Source organism: Corynebacterium frankenforstense DSM 45800 (genome assembly GCF_001941485.1).
Taxonomy (GTDB): Bacteria; Actinomycetota; Actinomycetes; order Mycobacteriales; family Mycobacteriaceae; genus Corynebacterium; species Corynebacterium frankenforstense.
On record NZ_CP009247.1, the window covers coordinates 1,459,349 to 1,474,917 of the forward strand.

Annotated in this window: 13 protein-coding genes and 3 tRNA genes; 7 read left to right on the forward strand and 9 right to left on the reverse strand. The window is 71.9% G+C overall.

The annotated features are described in order from the left end of the window. Positions 1-2: 2 nt before the first annotated feature. Positions 3-1,001: an NAD(P)H-dependent glycerol-3-phosphate dehydrogenase gene (locus CFRA_RS06365; RefSeq protein WP_156887977.1), complete on the reverse strand. Its 999-nt coding sequence runs from the start codon at positions 999-1,001 to the stop codon at positions 3-5. Between the two features lie 133 nt (positions 1,002-1,134). Here CFRA_RS06365 and CFRA_RS06370 point away from each other — a divergent pair, with 133 nt between their 5' ends. Next, positions 1,135-2,148 carry an NUDIX hydrolase gene (locus CFRA_RS06370; protein ID WP_075663935.1) on the forward strand — a complete coding sequence of 338 codons (1,014 nt, stop codon included), beginning with the start codon at positions 1,135-1,137 and terminating at the stop codon, positions 2,146-2,148. Positions 2,149-2,239: 91 nt separating this feature from the next. Further along, the gene (locus CFRA_RS06375) at positions 2,240-2,626 is read left to right on the forward strand and encodes a hypothetical protein (protein WP_075663936.1); all 387 of its coding nucleotides are present in this window, start codon (positions 2,240-2,242) and stop codon (positions 2,624-2,626) included. A gap of 33 nt (positions 2,627-2,659) precedes the next feature. On the opposite strand, the gene CFRA_RS06380 is transcribed toward CFRA_RS06375, so the two are convergent. The 3 genes from CFRA_RS06380 to leuC are packed head-to-tail and all read right to left on the reverse strand — an operon-like array spanning position 2,660 to position 5,545. Beyond that, on the reverse strand, positions 2,660-3,496 hold the full coding sequence (locus CFRA_RS06380; protein WP_245797499.1) for a PhzF family phenazine biosynthesis protein: 837 nt from the start codon (positions 3,494-3,496) through the stop codon (positions 2,660-2,662). 8 nt (positions 3,497-3,504) lie between these two features. After that, positions 3,505-4,095: a 3-isopropylmalate dehydratase small subunit gene (gene leuD / locus CFRA_RS06385; RefSeq protein WP_075663937.1), complete on the reverse strand. Its 591-nt coding sequence runs from the start codon at positions 4,093-4,095 to the stop codon at positions 3,505-3,507. A gap of 31 nt (positions 4,096-4,126) precedes the next feature. Beyond that, on the reverse strand, positions 4,127-5,545 hold the full coding sequence (gene leuC, locus CFRA_RS06390) for a 3-isopropylmalate dehydratase large subunit (RefSeq protein WP_075663938.1): 1,419 nt from the start codon (positions 5,543-5,545) through the stop codon (positions 4,127-4,129). A gap of 112 nt (positions 5,546-5,657) precedes the next feature. On the opposite strand from leuC, the gene CFRA_RS06395 reads away from it, so the two are divergent. Further along, the gene (locus CFRA_RS06395) at positions 5,658-6,368 is read left to right on the forward strand and encodes an IclR family transcriptional regulator (protein WP_075663939.1); all 711 of its coding nucleotides are present in this window, start codon (positions 5,658-5,660) and stop codon (positions 6,366-6,368) included. A 104-nt stretch (positions 6,369-6,472) separates the two neighbouring features. Here CFRA_RS06395 and CFRA_RS06400 read toward each other — a convergent pair. Further along, positions 6,473-6,545: transfer RNA gene (locus tag CFRA_RS06400), tRNA-Glu, on the reverse strand. Positions 6,546-7,235: 690 nt separating this feature from the next. On the opposite strand from CFRA_RS06400, the gene CFRA_RS06405 reads away from it, so the two are divergent. Further along, positions 7,236-8,378, forward strand: a complete 1,143-nt coding sequence (locus CFRA_RS06405) for an NAD(P)-dependent malic enzyme (protein WP_075663940.1) — start codon at positions 7,236-7,238, stop codon at positions 8,376-8,378. Positions 8,379-8,487: 109 nt separating this feature from the next. On the opposite strand, the gene CFRA_RS06410 is transcribed toward CFRA_RS06405, so the two are convergent. The 4 genes from CFRA_RS06410 to CFRA_RS06425 form a co-directional block, all read right to left on the reverse strand. After that, positions 8,488-8,560: transfer RNA gene (locus CFRA_RS06410), tRNA-Glu, on the reverse strand. Between the two features lie 25 nt (positions 8,561-8,585). After that, positions 8,586-8,657: transfer RNA gene (locus CFRA_RS06415), tRNA-Gln, on the reverse strand. Between the two features lie 306 nt (positions 8,658-8,963). Then, positions 8,964-10,463: a glutamate--tRNA ligase gene (gene gltX, locus CFRA_RS06420; protein ID WP_075663941.1), complete on the reverse strand. Its 1,500-nt coding sequence runs from the start codon at positions 10,461-10,463 to the stop codon at positions 8,964-8,966. A gap of 107 nt (positions 10,464-10,570) precedes the next feature. Then, positions 10,571-11,593: a CE1 family esterase gene (locus tag CFRA_RS06425; RefSeq protein WP_075663942.1), complete on the reverse strand. Its 1,023-nt coding sequence runs from the start codon at positions 11,591-11,593 to the stop codon at positions 10,571-10,573. A gap of 161 nt (positions 11,594-11,754) precedes the next feature. On the opposite strand from CFRA_RS06425, the gene CFRA_RS06430 reads away from it, so the two are divergent. The 3 genes from CFRA_RS06430 (at position 11,755) to CFRA_RS06440 (ending at position 15,469) form a co-directional block, all read left to right on the forward strand. Beyond that, positions 11,755-12,879 carry an isochorismate synthase gene (locus CFRA_RS06430; protein WP_075663943.1) on the forward strand — a complete coding sequence of 375 codons (1,125 nt, stop codon included), beginning with the start codon at positions 11,755-11,757 and terminating at the stop codon, positions 12,877-12,879. A 67-nt stretch (positions 12,880-12,946) separates the two neighbouring features. Further along, positions 12,947-14,164, forward strand: a complete 1,218-nt coding sequence (locus CFRA_RS06435; protein ID WP_075663944.1) for an alpha/beta fold hydrolase — start codon at positions 12,947-12,949, stop codon at positions 14,162-14,164. Between the two features lie 123 nt (positions 14,165-14,287). Continuing rightward, entirely contained in the window at positions 14,288-15,469 is a 1,182-nt protein-coding gene (locus tag CFRA_RS06440; RefSeq protein WP_075663945.1) for a hypothetical protein, read from the forward strand. Positions 15,470-15,569: the final 100 nt, after the last annotated feature.

Here is a 15,569-nt window from a genome sequence, read left to right on the forward strand (position 1 = left end):
GTTCACTCTGCTTTCTTGGAGCGCCCCATCAGGGCGGTGATCATGTCGCGCACGTCCATACCGCGGTGGCACACGGCGAAGACGGCCTGCGTGATGGGCATCTCGACGCCGCGGGTGCCCGCCAGCTCGAAGATCGAGCGCGACGAGATCACCCCCTCGGCGACCTGCCCGTGGGTGGCCTTGGTGGCCTCGGCCAGGGTGCCGCCCTCGCCGAGGCGGGCGCCGAAGCTGCGGTTCCTCGACAGGTCCGAGGTGCAGGTGGCCACCAGGTCGCCGAGACCGGCGAGCCCGGAGAAGGTCCGCGCGTCGGCGCCGAGCGCCACGCCCAGGCGGGTGATCTCCGCGATGCCGCGGGTGATCACGGTGGCCAGGGTGTTCTGGCCCAGCCCGCGGCCGGCGGCGATGCCGCAGGCCAGGGCGATGACGTTCTTGCAGGCGCCGCCGATCTCGCAGCCGGTGACGTCGGTGTTGGTGTAGGGGCGCAGATAGCCGGTGGCCACGGCGGCCTGGACGAACTTCGCCCGGGTCTCGTCGGCGCAGGCGATGACGGTGGCCGCGGGCTGCTCCTCGGCGATCTCGCGGGCCAGGTTCGGGCCCGTCAGCACGGCGATGCGCTCGCGGGGAACGTCCCCGGCCTCCTCGACGACCTGGCTCATCAGCAGGTAGGTGTCGGACTCGACACCCTTGGAGATGGTGACCACGGTCGCGTCGGAGGGGATCGCGTCGCGCCAGCGCGAGAGGTTCTCGCGCAGCGTCTGGCTGGGCACGCCGAGCACCACGATGTCCGCACCCTCGAGCGCGGCGGCGTCGTCGCTGCCGGCCGTGATCGCCTCGGGCAGGCGGATGCCGGCCAGGTAGTCGGGGTTCTCGCGGGTCTCGGTGATCGCGCGCGCGAGCTCCTCGCGGCGCGCCCACAGGCGCACGGAGTTGCCCGCGTCGGCGAAGACCTTCGCCAGGGTGGTCCCCCAGGAACCCGCCCCCATCACGGCGACGTTGACCACGGCCGCCTCCTTTCCGTCGGTTCGCTCTCGAGCTGTCGCAGGACCGCCAAAAAGAATAGCGGTGCGGATCGCTTCCCCAGCATAACGGTCGCCGACGCGCGCGTGCGGGCCCGGGCGGGGTAGAAATAGGTACATGGCACTGCACGAAGAGGACAAGGACTCCGCCGCCGAACTGCTCGTGGACGGGCGGTACCAGCGCATCCCGCGCGACCCCGCCAAGCATTTCAAGCGGGCCACGCTCGCCGCCGGCGCCGTGCTCTACCGCCGGCGCGCCGACACCGCCGAGGACGCGACCGGGACCGACGCCTGGGAGACCGCCGTGGTGCACCGTCCCCACTACGACGACTGGTCGCTGCCCAAGGGCAAGGTCGACCCGGGTGAGGCGATGCCGACCACCGCGCACCGCGAGATCGTCGAGGAGACGGGACTGGAGACCCGCCTGGAGAAGCTCGTGGGCACGGTGACCTACCCGGTCGGCGACCGCACCAAGGTCGTCTACTACTGGACGGCCTCGGTGGTCTCCGGCGAGTTCACCGCCAACAACGAGGTCGACGAGCTGCGCTGGCTGCCCTTCGACGAGGCCGCCGAGCTGCTCAGCTACGCGGTGGACCGCAGGGTGCTGGAGAAGGCGCTCAAGCGCATCACCGCCGGGGTGGACACGCGCGTGCTCTACGTGCGCCACGCCCGCGCGCACCAGCGCCGCAACTGGGCCGGCGACGACTTCAAGCGGCCGCTGGACAAGAAGGGCCGCCGCCAGTCCGAGATGCTCATCCCGGCGCTTCTGCCCTTCCACCCGACCGCCGTCTACTCCGCCGAGCCGGACCGCTGCCGGCAGACCGCCGCGCCGCTGGCCGACGAGCTCGGCGTGGACGTCACCGTCGACCGCGCCTTCGGCGACGAGGGCTGGCTGGAGAACATGACCGGCGCGCAGAAGGCGTTCACCGACGTCGTGGCCGAGGGCGGGGTGCCCGTCATCGTCGGCCAGGGCCTGATTATCCCGGACATGATCGCCTGGCTCTCGGCCAACGGCACGCTCCCGCTGGACTCCGACGCGGAGGCGAAGAAGGCCAGCTGCTGGGTGCTCTCCTTCGCCGACGGCCGCCTGGTCGGCGCCGACTACCTGGCGAGCCCCCTGCCCGCCAAGTAGCCTCGGGCCCCTGGCGGCGGCCCCCGGGTCGCCGCGACGGGCCGACCACGACCCGCCCTCCGCTGCCGTCGACCCTCCGGGAGGCCCCGACATGCCCAGGAAGATCCTCAGCGCACTGACCGCGCTCGCCGCCCTCGGGATCTGGGTGGCCGTCATGAACCCTGCCGTCGTGCCCGTCCTGATGTGGTCCTCCGTTCCCCTCGGCGTGCTCACCGCGCTCAGCGCGATTCCCGCGCTGCGGGAGGCGGACCGGCGCACCTCCTCGGGCGTGGTCTCCCTGATCGCGGGCCTGGTGGTCTCCGCCTCGGCGGTCTCCTTCATCACCGCCCCGCCGACCGCCATCAACATCGCCGGCCTGGCGGGGATGGTCCTCGGCGGGATCGCGCTCGCGGTCGCCGCCTTCCTGCCCGAGCACCGCGGTACCCCGGGCGGGCACGGCAGTGGCGCCGCGGGCGGCGACGACGCCGGCGGGGACTGACGCGCCTGCGTCGGGGCGTCGGAAATCTCTCTCCTAGACGCGCAGCGTGCCGCGCACGCGGGTGCGCACGCGCCCGCCGACCCAGACGTCGGTGCCGTCGTCGGAGAGCAGCACCTCGCCGGCGCGGCCGACGTGTGCGCCCTGGGCGGCGGTGAAGCGCTCGGGCGCCAGCCCGCGGGCGCGCAGCCACTGTCCCAGCGCCCCGTTGAGGCTGCCGGTGACCGGGTCCTCGAAGTTCGGGGTGAAGGCGCGCACACGGTAAAACGGCGCGTCGTCGCCGGTCAGGACACAGAACCCCACCTTCGGTCCGCCCGGTCCGGGGTGCCTCAGCGAATCGAGACGGGCGGGCTCGGCGAGCTGGATGAGCCGCCAGCCCGGGCCGTTGTCTCCCCAGGCGTGCGCGACGATCTCGTCCGGCGCCAACCCGAAGGCGGCGGTGACCCGCGCGAGTTCGGCGTCGTCGAGCGGCCCGGTGCGCTGCAGCGGCGGGGTGGCGAAGGCCAGCTCGTCGCCGGTGACGCGCACCTCGACCAGGCCGGCGCCGCACTCCTGGACCACCGTGCCGGGACGGGCGGGCCTGCCACCGAGCTCCAGCCAGGCGGCGGCGGTGCCGAGGGTGGGGTGCCCGGCGAAGGGGAACTCCTCGGTGGGTGTGAAGATGCGCACCCGGTAGTCCGCGCCCGGCTCGCGGGGTTCGAGCAGGAACGTCGTCTCCGAGAAGTTGGTCCAGGCCGCGATGCGCGCCATCCCGGCGTCGCTCAGGCGGTCGGCGCCGGCGACCACGCCGACCGGGTTGCCGGTGAAGGCCCCGGTGGCGAAGACGTCGAGCTCGAGGTAGTCCAGGCGCCTGTCCAGTGGTCCGTCAGTCACCGCGGCGGTCAGAGCACCGCGGGCTTGAAGGACGGGCGGGCGGCCTCGAAGGCGGCGATCCTGTCCTCCTGGCGCAGGGTCAGGCCGATGTCGTCGAGGCCCTCCATCAGGCGCCAGCGGGTGTAGTCGTCGACGTCGAAGGGGTAGACGCGCTCGCCGGCGGTGACGGTGCGGTCCTCGAGGTTGACCGTCAGCTTCAGGCCCGGCTCCTGCTCCATCTGTTTCCACAGCAGCTCGACGTCGGTCTCCTCCATGATCCCGGCCAGCAGGCCGGACTTGCCGGCGTTGCCGCGGAAGATGTCGGCGAAGCGCGGGGAGAACACGGCACGGAAGCCGTAGTCCTTCAGCGCCCACACGGCGTGCTCGCGCGAGGAGCCGGTGCCGAAGTCGGGCCCGGCGACCAGCACGGAGCCGTTGGCGTAGGTCTCCTGGTTGAGCACGAAGTCGGGGTCGTTCTTGCGCCAGTTGGCGAAGAGCCCGTCCTCGAAGCCGGTGCGCGCGACGCGCTTGAGGTAGACGGCGGGGATGATCTGGTCGGTGTCGACGTTCGAGGCGTGCAGCGGCACGCCGACGCCGGTGTGGGTGGTGAACTTCTCCATGGCTTTTCTCCCTGGGTTCTCGGCGTGCGGTCTACAGGTCTGCGGGGGCGGCCAGGTGGCCGGCCACGGCGGTGGCGGCGGCGACGAGCGGGCTGACCAGGTGGGTGCGCCCGCCGGGGCCCTGGCGGCCCTCGAAGTTGCGGTTGGAGGTCGAGGCGGAGCGCTCGCCGGGGGCCAGCTGGTCCGGGTTCATGCCCAGGCACATCGAGCAGCCGGCGGTGCGCCACTCGGCGCCGGCGGCGCGGAAGACCTCGTCGAGGCCCTCCTCCTCGGCCTGGCGCTTGACCTCGGCCGAGGACGGCACGACCAGCATGCGGGTCTTCGGGCTGATGTGGCGCCCGCGCAGCACGCCGGCGGCCAGGCGCAGGTCCTCCATGCGGGCGTTGGTGCAGCTGCCCAAAAAGACAGTGTCGATGGCGATGTCGCGCAGCGGGGTGCCCGGTGTCAGGTCCATGTACTTCAGGGCCTTGGTGGCGGCGGCCTTGGCGGCGTCGGTGGTGAAGTCCTCCGGGTCCGGGACCCTCGAGCCCAGGGGCAGGCCCTGGCCGGGGTTGGTGCCCCAGGTGACGTACGGGGTCAGGGCGTCGCCGTCGATGTGCACGACGGTGTCGAACTCGGCGCCCTCGTCGGTGGGCAGGGTCTTCCAGTACGCCACGGCGGCGTCCCAGTCGGCGCCCTTGGGGGCGAACTCGCGGCCCTCCAGGTAGTCGAAGGTGGTCTGGTCCGGGGCGATCATGCCGGCGCGCGCGCCGGCCTCGATGGACATGTTGCAGATGGTCATCCGCGCCTCCATCGACAGCTTGCGGATCGCCTCGCCGCGGTACTCGATGATGTGGCCCTGGCCGCCGCCGGTGCCGATCTTGGCGATGATCGCCAGGATGATGTCCTTGGCCGTGACGCCCTCGCGCAGGGTGCCGGAGACCTCGACGGCCATGGTCTTGAAGGGCTTCAGGCTCAGCGTCTGGGTGGCCATGACGTGCTCGACCTCGGAGGTGCCGATGCCCATGCCGATGGAGCCGAAGGCGCCGTGGGTCGAGGTGTGCGAGTCGCCGCACACGATGGTCATGCCGGGCTGGGTCGCGCCGGTCTGCGGGCCGACGGTGTGCACGATGCCCTGCTTGACGTCGCCCATCGGGTACAGGCGCACGCCGAACTCCTCGCAGTTCTTGCGCAGGGTGGCCACCTGGGTGCGCGAGGTCTGGTCCTTGATGTCCAGCAGGTTGCCGCCGACGACGCCGACGGTGGGCACGTTGTGGTCCTCGGTGGCCAGGTGCAGGTCGGGCCGACGCAGCGTGCGCCCGCTCATGCGCAGTCCCTCGAAGGCCTGCGGGCTGGTGACCTCGTGGAGGAGCTGGAGGTCGATGTAGATCAAATCGGGCTCGCCGTCCGCCCCGGGGGCGACGACGTGATCGCGCCAGACCTTCTCGGCCAGCGTCAGCTTGTCGCTCATGTCCTCACACGCTTTCTCTCTCACCAGACGGGAAACTGCAGGTGGTCTCCGGTGATCCGAGACCTACACCACAAACGGAAAGTTCCGCTAAATGAGATGATAGTATCGTGGCATGGGACAATTCAACTCATCCGGCATCAAGGTCCTCGATCGCGCGGTCGCCATCCTGACGTCCGTCTCGCGCGAGCCGCGCACGCTCGCGGAGCTGTGCGACGACACGGGACTGCCGCGGGCCACGGCCCACCGCCTGGCCACCGCGCTGGAGACGCACCGCCTGCTCGGTCGCGCCGGCGACGGGCGCTGGGTGCCCGGCCCGATGCTCGAGCAGCTGGCCACGGGGCGCGACGAGCTGATCGACGCCGCCGAGCCCGTCATGGACGAGCTCAAGGACGCCACCAACGAGTCCGTCCAGCTCTACCGGCTCACCGGCACCACGCGCACCTGTGTGGCGGCCCGCGAGCCCGAGTCCGGGCTGCAGAACACGGTACCCGTGGGCACGCGCATGCCGCTGACCGCGGGCTCCGCCGCCCGCGTCTTCGTCGCCTACGGCGACGAGGAGCTGCGCGAGCGCGTCCTGCCCGAGGCCGGGTTCACCGAGGCCGACCTCGAGGAGGTGCGCCGCCGCGGCTGGGCGGAGTCGGTCTCCGAGCGCGAGGTGGGGCTCGCCAGCCTCTCCTCCCCCGTCTTCGACGCCGAGGGCGAGCCCGTGGCCGTCATCTCGCTGTCCGGCGTGGCCGAGCGCCTCAAGCCCTCGCCCGGTGCGCTGTGGGCCGACGAGATCCTCGAGGCCGCCGCCGAGCTCAGCCGCCGGCTGCGCCGCTGATGCACTGAGGCGCGGGGGCGGTCGCAGGCCGTCCCCCCTGCCCCACCGGCGACAAAAAGGCGCCGCCCGGAACCGAAGTGGTTCCGGGCGGCGCCTGGCCTTTGTACCCTGTACGGGATTTGAACCCGTGTTACCGCCGTGAGAGGGCGGCGTCCTAGGCCCCTAGACGAACAGGGCTTGTCTCTCGGACCTGCACCACTTTAAAGGAACGCTCAATAGCGCACAAATCCGCACGTCGGCGCATATTTTCGCCGCCGATTCCCGACGTCGCGCCCGCGCCCCGAAGACGGAGGCACCCCGCCTCCCTCTCCGAGGGGGGCGGGGTTTGAACTGGTGCGGCGGTGGGCGGTCACGCTCCACGGCGCTCAAGCGGAAGTCTCCGGCGGTTGGTCACCGCGTCCGCGTCGACCCTTCAGGGCGTGTGCCGGGCGATCTCGTCCGACGCCGCATCCGTGGAAATCGACGTCATCTGCATCCTCACACTCGACCGGACTGCTCCTACTTCACGCATCTCTTGCGCTGGGAAGTCGAGGATTACGGCTGTGCACGCAGCCGGGAGGAGTGATGCGACTCGTCTGAGGAACTTGCCTGCATACAATCTCCTTTACTCACCGCGGACGGGGTCTGTCGGGACATCCCCACCGGGGCTTTCCCGATACCTCAGACGCTACGCCCGCGCGCGCCCGCGCGCGTGGGCCACCCCCGCGGCGTCGTAAATCGCCTGCGTGCCGCGCCGCACGGGGGTGACCTCACAGGCGACGCCGCGGTCGTCGGAAAGCACGTCGCACGGGCCGTTGTGACACGCCCCACCGATCGGACGGTCGCATAACCGGCCGGCGATGGCGGGCGCTGATAAGGTCGCGCCTCATGGACCTCAACGATCTCTCCCTGAAGCTGCACCGCGAACACCACGGGAAGATCGCCACGGCGCTGCGCGACTCAGGCCCGATCACCCGGGAGAAGCTCAGCGCCTACTACTCCCCCGGCGTCGCCGCCGCGTGTCAGCAGATCGCCGCGGAGCCGGCACGCCTGCGCGAGCTGACCTGGACCGGAAACCTGGTGGCGGTGGTCTCGGACGGCTCGGCGGTGCTCGGGCTCGGGAACATCGGGCCGCGGGCCGCCATGCCCGTCATGGAGGGCAAGGCGATGCTCTTCAAGCACTTCGCCGGCGTGGACTGCGTGCCGGTGGTGCTCGACGTGCACACCGCCGACGAGATAGTCGCGGCGGTCAAGGCGATCGCGCCGAGCTTCGGGGCGATCAACCTCGAGGACATCGCGGCGCCCCTCTGCTTCGAGGTCGAGGCCCGGCTGCGCGAGGAGCTCGGCATCCCGGTGCTCCACGACGACCAGCACGGCACCGCGGTGGTGGTGCTCGCCGGGCTGATCAACGCCTGCAAGGTCACCGGGCGCAGGCTCTCAGAGACCCGCATCGTCATGGTCGGCGCGGGTGCGGCCGGCGTCGCCATCGCCACGCTGCTGCACGAGTACGCCGCCCCCGAGATCATCGCCGTGGACTCCCGCGGGGTCATCTCGCGCGGGCGCGACCACCTCAACGAGTACAAGGAGCGCCTGGCCGCCTACCACGACTCGCAGGCGCGCACGCTCCAGGAGGCGCTCGAGGGCGCCGACGCCGTCATCGGCATCTCGCACAAGGGGCTGCTCGCACGCGGGGACATCATGCGCATGAACCGCGCCGCGATCGTCTTCGCCCTGGCCAACCCGGACCCCGAGATCACCCCGGAGGAGGCGCGCGCCGGCGGGGCGGCGGTGATCGCCACCGGGCGCGGCGACCACCCCAACCAGGTCAACAACGCGGTGGCCTTCCCCGGGATCTTCCGCGGGGCGCTCGACCACGGTGTCACCCGCTTCACGCGGGAGCACCTGATGCGCGCGGCCGAGGCGCTGGCCTCCGCGGTGGTGGACGCCTCGCCGGAGAAGATCATCCCGAGCGTCTTCGACGCCAACGTGGTGCCGTCCGTGGCGCGGGTGTTCCGGGGGTCGGTGGGCTGAGCGGACCCGGCGCCGCCGGTCAGGGGCGTCGGCGCTCAGCCTGGCCACACCCAAACAACGAAGAAGTCCCGGACACCACCTCAGGTGGTGTCCGGGACTTCTTTATCTGTACCCCGTGCGGGATTTGAACCCGCGTTACCGCCGTGAGAGGGCGGCGTCCTAGGCCGCTAGACGAACGGGGCTTGAGGACGCGATCTGTGATCGCAGCTGGCCTACCAGGACTCGAACCTAGAATGGCGGTACCAGAAACCGCTGTGTTGCCAATTACACCATAGGCCATCGTTTTGCCCGGATCTGCTTGCCGCATCTCCGTGCGCAACGGGGATTACTATAACCAGACGGCGCGGAAACACACAAACCAGCAGGTCATCAACGAATTCCAGCGTTGTCAGTACGTTGCGGGCACGCGTCCGGCGCACGAACGCGCTCTAGCCCCAGCCCCGGCAGCCGGCGCCGCGCCCCGGCCCCGCCCCGCACCGCCCCCGGACAGACGTCGACCCCGCGGCCACCTCCACCCGGGAGGCGACCACGGGGTCGCGGTCTGAAGGAGCCGGAAGCCCCCTCGGAGCCCGTTACAGAGCTCCCCTACTGCTCGGCGGGCACGAACGGCGTCGCGGCGCGGCCGGCGCGCAGACGCTTCAGCGTGGACTCCTTGCCCAGCAGCTCCATGGACTCGAACAGCGGCGGGGAGACCTGCTCGCCGGTGACGGCCACGCGCAGCGCACCGTAGGCCTTGCGCGGCTTCAGGCCGAGCTCCTCGATGAGGCCCTGCGAGAGGACCTCCTCGATGCGGCCGCGCTCCCAGGAGTCCTCGGGCACGGCGTCGAGGCGCTCGATGGCGGCGTCGAGCGGCTCGATCGCGGCCTCCTTGAGGTTCTTGCGGGCGGCCTTCTCGTTGAGCTCGAGCTCGTCGTCGGCGGTCACGAGGAACTTCAGCAGCCCGTAGGCCTCGGAGAGGGTCTTGATGCGGGTCTGCACCAGCTCGGCGGCGACGGCGAACTTTTCGGCCGGGTAGTCGGCCGGGAAGTCGGTGTGCTCGGTCAGGAAGGTGCGCAGCCGGTCGCGGAAGTCGTCCGGCTCGAGCAGACGGATGTGGTCGGCGTTGATGGCCTCGAGCTTCTTCTGGTCGAAGCGGGCGGGGTTGCCCAGCACGTCCTTGACGTCGAAGTTGGCCACGAGCTCCTCGCGGGAGAAGATGTCGCGGTCCGCGGAGAGCGACCAGCCCAGCAGCGCGAGGTAGTTCAGCATGCCCTCGGGGATGATGCCGTCCTCGACGTGGTTGAACAGGTTGGACTTCGGGTCGCGCTTGGACAGCTTCTTGTTGCCCTCGCCCATGACGAACGGCAGGTGGCCGAAGACCGGGGTGCGCTCGGCCACGCCGATCTCCTTGAGCGCCTCGTAGAGGGCGAGCTGGCGCGGGGTGGACGGCAGCAGGTCCTCGCCGCGCAGCACGTGGGTGATGCCCATCAGGGCGTCGTCGACGGGGTTGACCAGGGTGTAGAGCGGCTCGCCGTTGGAGCGGGCGACCACGTAGTCCGGCTGGGTCCCGGCCTTGAACTCCACGGTGCCGCGCACCATGTCGTCCCAGGACCAGTCGTGGTCGGGCATGCGCAGGCGCCAGACGGGCTTGCGCCCCTCGGCCTCGAAGGCGGCCTTCTGCTCGTCGGTCAGGTCGCGGTCGTAGTTGTCGTAGCCCATGTGCGGGTCGCGGCCGGCGGCCTTGTGGCGGGCCTGGACCTCCTCGTTGGTCGAGTACGCCGGGTAGACGTAGCCGCCCTCGATGAGCTTGTCCAGCACGTCGGCGTAGATCTCGCCGCGCTGCGACTGCCGGTAGGGCTCGTGCGGGCCGCCGACGTTGATGCCCTCGTCCCAGTCGAGGCCGAGCCAGTTCAGCGAGTCGATGATCGCCTGGTAGGACTCCTCGGAGTCGCGCGCGGCGTCGGTGTCCTCGATGCGGAAGACGAGCTTGCCGCCGGTGTGCCGGGCGTAGGCCCAGTTGAACAGCGCGGTGCGCACCATACCCACGTGGGGGGTGCCGGTCGGTGAGGGGCAGAAACGTACGCGGACGTCAGAGGCTTCAGACATGCCCCACATCGTACAACCCGCGCACCCCGCCCCGGCCGTGCGTTGAGGCGTCGTCGATTGACAGCGTCCCGCTCCCCGCCGCGGACGTTTCCCCGCGGCGGGGTGCGTCAGTTGTGCTGACGCGCGAGGAAGGCCCAGATCTCCTCGGTGGTGTCCGGGTTCTCGTACCACCACAGGTGGTTGGAGCCGAGCACGCGGATCTGCTCGGTCTCGCGCGCGCAGCCGCCGGCGACCACGCGCTCGGCGCCGTCCCACTCGGGACGAGTCTCTCGCCCCGGCCCGCAGCCGTTGCGCTGGGCGTAGGACTCGAAGAGGTCGGGCACGGCGAGGTAGTCGGCGCCGTGGCGGTTGCCGCCGTCGTACTCCATGAGGGTGTCGCCGGTGCCGTGCACCATCAGCACGGAGACCGGGGCACCGGGGCAGTTCATGTTGACCGGCGTGTAGTAGGCGCCGGAGACCGGGGCGACGGCCGCGAAGACGTCGGGGAGGTGGCACGCGGCGACCATGGCCATCCCGCCGCCGGTCGACATTCCGGTGGCGTAGACGCGGGCCCGGTCGACGGAGTACTTGCCCGCGACGTCGTCGATCATCGCACGGGTGAAGGCGATGTCCTCGCCGGGGCGCGACTCCGCGGTCGGCGAGCCCTCCCAGGAGCCGCCGACGGAGCGCGGGTAGACGATGATCGCCTCACGCCCGGCGGTGGACTCGCGCAGGCGGGAGTAGCTGCGGAAGTTCTCCGTGGAGTCCCGGTAGGCCGAGTAGCCGACGAGCACCGGCCAGGCCCTCTCCGGGGTGTAGTCGGCCGGGACGTGGATGACGTAGGAACGGCCGTTCAGGTCGATCTCCCCGTCGGCGCCCGGGGCGACGGGCGGGGCGACCGGTGCCGGCGGGGCCTCGGGTGCCGGCGGTTCCGGCGCGGCCGGCGCCGGCGCGGGCGCCTCGGGACCCGGCGCGGGTGCCTCGGGCCCCGGCGCGGGTGCCGGAGCCTCGGGCGCGGGTGCAGGCGCAGGCTCGACGGCGGCTTCCGGGGCGGGCGCCTCCTGGGCGACGGCCTGGCCGGGCGCGGCGATGACGGCGCCGGCGGCCAGTGCGGCGACGGCGAGGGCGCGGAGGTCACGGAGGAGTTTCACGCACCTGAGATTATGTCACTTAAACCACAGCCGCAACACATTCACCATGCGTTTCATGCACCGATACCCCCGTCTGAACCCTCGCCGGGGACCGCACCCAGACCGCTGCGCCCGCCGCCTCAGGACCGCACCCCCGCCGCGCTGTCTTAGACTCGGGGGTCATGTCCACTTCCCGTCCGTCCACCGCCCCGGACTTCCTGCTCTCCCGCGGCCACGGCTCCGTGCGCACCCAGGGTGCCGCGCGCACCTTCACCGAGGTCCCCGCCGCGGCGGCGGCCCTGCGTTCCGGCGAGGCGGAGATGGTCGTCGGCGCCCTGCCCTTCCTGCCCGACGCCCCGGCCGCGCTCACCGTCCCGGAGAGCATCATCCGCGAGCCCGGTGTGCTCCACCCGCACCCGTACTACCTCGAAGGTAAAGGCTCTGAACTTTACGCAAGCCTCGTGCGGGGCGACCCCGAGGCCGACGAGCATCGCGCGCGCGTCGCCGCCGCCGTCGAGGAAATCCGCGCAGGAGCGATGGACAAGGTCGTCCTCGCCCGCGCCGTCGACATCGCCTTCGACCCGCCGGTCGACCCGCGCCTGGTCGCCGCCCGGCTGATCGACACCTCCGCACGCCACGACGGCTTCATCTGCGACCTCTCGCCGGCGGGCGGCCACTTCGCCGGGCGCATGCTCGTCGGCTCCTCCCCCGAGGTCCTGGTGCGCAAGTCCGGCACGACGGTCAGCGCCTACCCGCTGGCCGGCTCCGCCGCCCGCGCCGCCGACCCCGGACAGGACGCCGAGGTCGCCCGCGGACTGGCCGCCTCCGGCAAGGACCGCGCCGAGCACGCCTTCGTCGTCGAGCACCTGCGCGCCGCACTCGAGCCCGTCTGCTCGCGCCTTCAGATCCCCGACGAGCCGGAGCTGACCGCCACCAACGAGGTCTGGCACCTGGCCACCCCGATCACCGGCGAGCTCGACGCCGGGCACGCGCACCTGACCGCCCTCGAGCTGGCCGCCCTGGTGCACCCCACCCCCGCCATCTGCGGCACGCCGACCGCCCCGGCCCGCGACTACATCGCGCGCGTCGAGTCGCCCCGCGGCTTCTACGCCGGCACGGTCGGCTGGGCGGACGCCGGCGGCGACGGCGAGTACATGGTCGCCATCCGCTGCGCCGAGGTCGCCGCCGACGGGGCCTCGGCACGGGCCTGGGCCGGCGGCGGCATCGTCGCCGACTCCGACCCCGACGCGGAGCTGGCCGAGACCACCGCGAAGCTCGGCACCATCCTCGGCGCGCTCGGCCTCTGAGCCACCCCGGGCACCAGCCCGAAACGGCCCCGGTCACGACCCCGGGCCCGCCGCGCCCGGGGCTAGCATGGCGGACATGAGCATCCAGATCGGCACCCGCCTCCTCGAGGACCACACCATCACCTGCCCGCTGACCGAGGAACCGGCCGACGCGCGCACCGTCGACGTCTTCGCCCGAGTGATCACCCCGCGCGGCGGCGAGGACTTTCCCTACCTGGTCTTCCTGCAGGGCGGGCCAGGCAACGAGTCGCCGGCGCTCTTCCCGTCCTGGATGACCACCGCACTGACCCGCTACCGCGTCGTCCTGCTCGACCAGCGCGGCACCGGCCGCTCCACCCCGGTCGACCCGGAGAGCGCCACCGCCGAGTACCTGACCCACCTGCGCGCCGACGCGATCGTGCGCGACTGCGAGGCCATGCGCGAGCACCTGGGGGCGAAGACCTGGAGCGTGCTCGGCCAGTCCTTCGGCGGCTTCACCCTCCTGCACTACCTGACCGTGCACCCGGAGAGCGTCGACGACGCCTACTTCACCGGCGGGCTGGCCCCGGTCGGCCACCGCGCCGAGGACATCTACGCGACCACCTTCACCGAGCTGCGTCGTAAATCCCTCGCCTACTACGCACGCTTCCCGCACCACCGCGACGCCGTCGCCGAGCTCGTGGAACTGGCCGCCGCCGGCGAGCTGGTGCTGCCGGACTCCGAGGTCGTCTCCGTCTCGCGCGTGCGCAGCCTGGGCATGCTGCTCGGCTCCGACGACGGCTGGCTGAGCCTGTTCAACCTGCTCGAGCAGGACCCGCGCACCACCGCCTTCCGCCACGACCTCGCCGGTCTCCTGCCCTTCGGCGCGCGCAACCCGCTCTACTACGTCCTCCACGAGTCCTCGATGGCCGACGGCGTGGTGACCGACTGGGCCGCCGAGCGCGCCATGCCCACCGACTTCGCCGAGGACCCGACGCTCCTGACCGGCGAGCACGTCTCGCGCGAGTGGCTCGAGACCGTGCCGGGGCTGCGCCCCTGGGCCCCGGTCGCCCGCGAGCTGGCCGGCCAGCCGTGGAACCACCTCTACGACCCGGTCGCCCTCGAGGAGTCCGGCGCGCGCGGTGCGGCGGCCGTCTACGTCAACGACGCCTACGTGCCGCTCGAGTTCTCCCGCGAGACCGCCGGCTTCATGCCCGGCCTGCGCACCTGGGTGACCAGCGAGCACGAGCACAACGGGCTGCGCGCCTCCGACGGCGCGGTGCTCGCCCACCTCTTCGAGCTCGCCGACGGCACCCGCCTGCGTTAGAGAGATTGCCGACGCCGCGTCGGTCACCCGGGGCGGTTCCGTGCGGCGGGTGCCCTCGCGCGCGGGCGCTTTGGCTAATGTTGCGGGGTAACTGTGGACCGGAAGAGAAAGGGTGACCGAGGCGTGGACGGTGAGCCGCGGACCGGACGCGAGGCCACCGACGTGCGCCCCGCGGCCGTGGGCGAGACGGCAGACCCCGTGGGCGGCCGCGCCGCGGTGCGCCCCGGGAGCCGGAGCGCCGCGCGGCGCCGGGGCAGGATCCCGGTGGGCGTGGCCGTCGGGGTGCTGCTGGTGATGGTGCTGGCCGCGGCCGTGCTGCTGATCGCCGGGTCGCGCCACGAGACCCCGATCGGCCCGCTGGGTTGGACCACCTCGGAGATCGAGGGCTTCACCGACGGCGAGCAGTTCCGCTCCTGCGACTTCGGCGAGGCCTTCTACTCCCGTGCCGGCGTCGAGGACGTCACCGTCGCCGAGGGCGGGCGCGAGGACGGGCAGACGGAGTGCTCGGGCTGGATCGCCGTCGGCGACGCGCGGGTGACCGCCTCGGTGATCGTGGAACCCGCCGGCGAGCAGAAGCGCGAGAAGATCTCCTCGGATCTTCCCGGCCTCGAGGAGTGGACCAGCTCGGGCGACCCTGGCGGCGACGGCTTCGAGGGCAGCCTGGCCGGGCGCCCCAACTGCCGGATGACCGGGCCGGGCAGCCTCGCCAGCGTGGCGGTCTCCGTCAACGGCCCCTGCTCGCTCGCCGCGCCGCTGGCTCGTCAGCTGCAGAACTTCGGCGTCCAGCTCGACGAGGAGCACTTTGCCCACGGGCTGCTGGCCGTCTCCGGCCCGGACTACCTCGACGTCGGCGAGCCCGAGGGTGAGCTCTCCTGGGCGCGCTACGACGAGCGCATCGGCGCGGCCTCCGCCCCGGGCGAGACCCTCGACGCCGGCAACGCGGACTTCCCCGGCTCCACGCTGCGCCTCGACTCCGCGCGGGCGGACACCCTGGAGGTCTGCGCCGAGACCACCTTCGTGCTCGGCGAAGACGCCGCCGGCTCGACGACGGTGCGCGTGCCGACGCTGGTGGCCGTCACCCCGAACGGCGAGACGTCCTTCCTCTCCCCCGTCGAGGACGGCCTGTCCCTCGCCGTGGGCGAGGCCCGTGGGATCACCTACTGCGGCGAAGGCGTCGGCACCATCGCCGGTGACTTCGAGCTGCTGGTCATCCCCTTCACCTTCGCCGCGGACGCCGACACCTCGCGTGTCGACGAGGCCGCCACCGCCGCGCCCGACTACTGGGCGGTTCCGGTCCGGACCTGACCGGGAACCGCCCCTCCAGTTCTCTTGTTCCCCGGTGCCCGGGCGCGGACCACTCCCCATTCGCTTTCCGGTGGCCGCTTCCCACGGTTAACCTGTCAAA

Excerpts from the sequence above, each read along its gene's own strand:
- CFRA_RS06370 (WP_075663935.1), top strand. The coding sequence starts at position 1,135 with ATGGCACTGCACGAAGAGGACAAGGACTCCGCCGCCGAACTGCTCGTG.
- CFRA_RS06375 (WP_075663936.1), top strand. The coding sequence starts at position 2,240 with ATGCCCAGGAAGATCCTCAGCGCACTGACCGCGCTCGCCGCCCTCGGG.
- leuD (WP_075663937.1), bottom strand. The coding sequence starts at position 4,095 with ATGGAGAAGTTCACCACCCACACCGGCGTCGGCGTGCCGCTGCACGCC.
- leuC (WP_075663938.1), bottom strand. The coding sequence starts at position 5,545 with ATGAGCGACAAGCTGACGCTGGCCGAGAAGGTCTGGCGCGATCACGTC.
- CFRA_RS06395 (WP_075663939.1), top strand. The coding sequence starts at position 5,658 with ATGGGACAATTCAACTCATCCGGCATCAAGGTCCTCGATCGCGCGGTC.
- CFRA_RS06405 (WP_075663940.1), top strand. The coding sequence starts at position 7,236 with ATGGACCTCAACGATCTCTCCCTGAAGCTGCACCGCGAACACCACGGG.
- gltX (WP_075663941.1), bottom strand. The coding sequence starts at position 10,463 with ATGTCTGAAGCCTCTGACGTCCGCGTACGTTTCTGCCCCTCACCGACC.
- CFRA_RS06430 (WP_075663943.1), top strand. The coding sequence starts at position 11,755 with ATGTCCACTTCCCGTCCGTCCACCGCCCCGGACTTCCTGCTCTCCCGC.
- CFRA_RS06435 (WP_075663944.1), top strand. The coding sequence starts at position 12,947 with ATGGCGGACATGAGCATCCAGATCGGCACCCGCCTCCTCGAGGACCAC.